Origin of the sequence: Brachyspira catarrhinii (assembly GCF_005518285.1) — a bacterium.
Classification (GTDB): Bacteria; Spirochaetota; Brachyspiria; order Brachyspirales; family Brachyspiraceae; genus Brachyspira; species Brachyspira catarrhinii.
This window is the reverse complement of the sequence record NZ_SJDU01000499.1, coordinates 1-1,433: the sequence shown is the minus strand read 5'-3', so window position 1 is coordinate 1,433 and position 1,433 is coordinate 1. Positions and strand designations below refer to the sequence as shown.

At 27.4% G+C, this 1,433-nt stretch carries 2 protein-coding genes; one reads left to right on the top strand and one right to left on the bottom strand.

Features of this window, described 5'->3' with window-relative positions; genetic code table 11:
• Positions 1–46 precede the first annotated feature (46 nt).
• The gene (locus EZH24_RS11830) at positions 47–1,024 is read left to right on the top strand and encodes a cobalamin biosynthesis protein (protein ID WP_137999280.1); all 978 of its coding nucleotides are present in this window, start codon (positions 47–49) and stop codon (positions 1,022–1,024) included.
• On the opposite strand, the gene EZH24_RS11825 is transcribed toward EZH24_RS11830, so the two are convergent.
• A partial coding sequence (locus EZH24_RS11825; RefSeq protein ID WP_137999279.1) for an ankyrin repeat domain-containing protein occupies positions 1,010–1,433 on the bottom strand: 424 nt, incomplete at its 5' end. The two genes, EZH24_RS11830 and EZH24_RS11825, sit on opposite strands and share 15 nt — an antisense overlap.

Genomic DNA, 1,433 nt, shown 5'->3' with positions numbered 1-1,433 from the left:
AAATATTATAAAATAAAATCAATTCTATAATCAAGCCGAATAAAAAATGAACGCATTATTAATACTTCCAATATCTTTTCTTATGGATATATTTCTAAACAAATTCAAAATTGATATATTCGCTTATATAAAAATTCTATTCGATAAAATTAGAAATGTTTTGTCCGAAAAAGTTTATAAAGAAAATAAAATACTCGAGTTTTTGTTTGGAAGTATAATTTCAATTTTGATAGTCGCTATAATTTTTTTAATTTCTTTTTATTTATTAAAATTATTTTACGGAATACATTTTTTATTCGGCTTGATTATAGAATTGATTTTATTTTATAATATTTTGGAAATAAGAAAACCTTTGGAATTCGGCTCGAGCGTATACGGAATTTTGCAATATAATAATTTCGATAAAGCGAGAGATATATTGAGAGAAAATCTAAAAATCGACACGGAAGATATGGAAGAGGAAACTATTATAAAAAGAACTATAGAATATTCTACGATAACATCCGCCGAGAATTCGATTTACTTAATGATACTTTTTATTATTGGCGGAATTCCGATTTGTTTTTTGTATAAAACTATTTCCTCCCTTTCAAAAAACGAAGTCGCTATAGACGAAAATACGGATAAAAGATTATTTGAAATTATTGCCGTAAAAATTTGCTTTCTTATAAATGTAATTCTTTCTTTATGCGCTTTTTTATTATATACGATTTCGGCTTTATTTTTGAAATGCAGATTTAAAAATTCTTTCGCAATTTTGAAAAAAGACGGAAAAGACAGCAAAGCGATTTTAGAATGCGCGATTGCTGGCTCTTTGGATATAGAACTTGGCGGAGATTATTTTAAAGACGGCGAATTATACGAAAGAGAGAATGTCGGCGATTATATGGAAGAATTGAATTACAGACTCATAGAAAAAGTAAATAAAATTCTTCTTATGGGAAATATATCTTCTTTATGCGTTTCGATTATAATAAAACTTGTATTGATGCTTTTGTCTTCAATATTTTTAGTTGGAGTTTAAATTATTTAAAAATTGATATATTTCTTCATAACCTTCAAATTCCGCGATATCAATCGGAAGTCGAGATTCGTTATCTTTTATATTTGGATTTGCGTTTAATCTTATAAGCTCCTCTACAGAATCGTATTTATTATACCAGACAGCCCAATGCAAAGCGGTTTGTCCGTTATTGTCGGTTTTGTCAATTCCGTTTCCGTATTTTACGATTTCGTTTATTATTTCTTTATCTCCGTAAGAGACGGCGAACATAAGCAAAGTTCGGTTATTATTGTCGACTATATTATAATCAATTTTGTTTCTATTTTGCATCAATAATTTTTTTATATCGTTTTTACTAAATTTATTTTCTTCGTTAATAAGAGCATGCATTATTATCGTCATTCCGTTTTCGTCTTGGAAATTTATATTA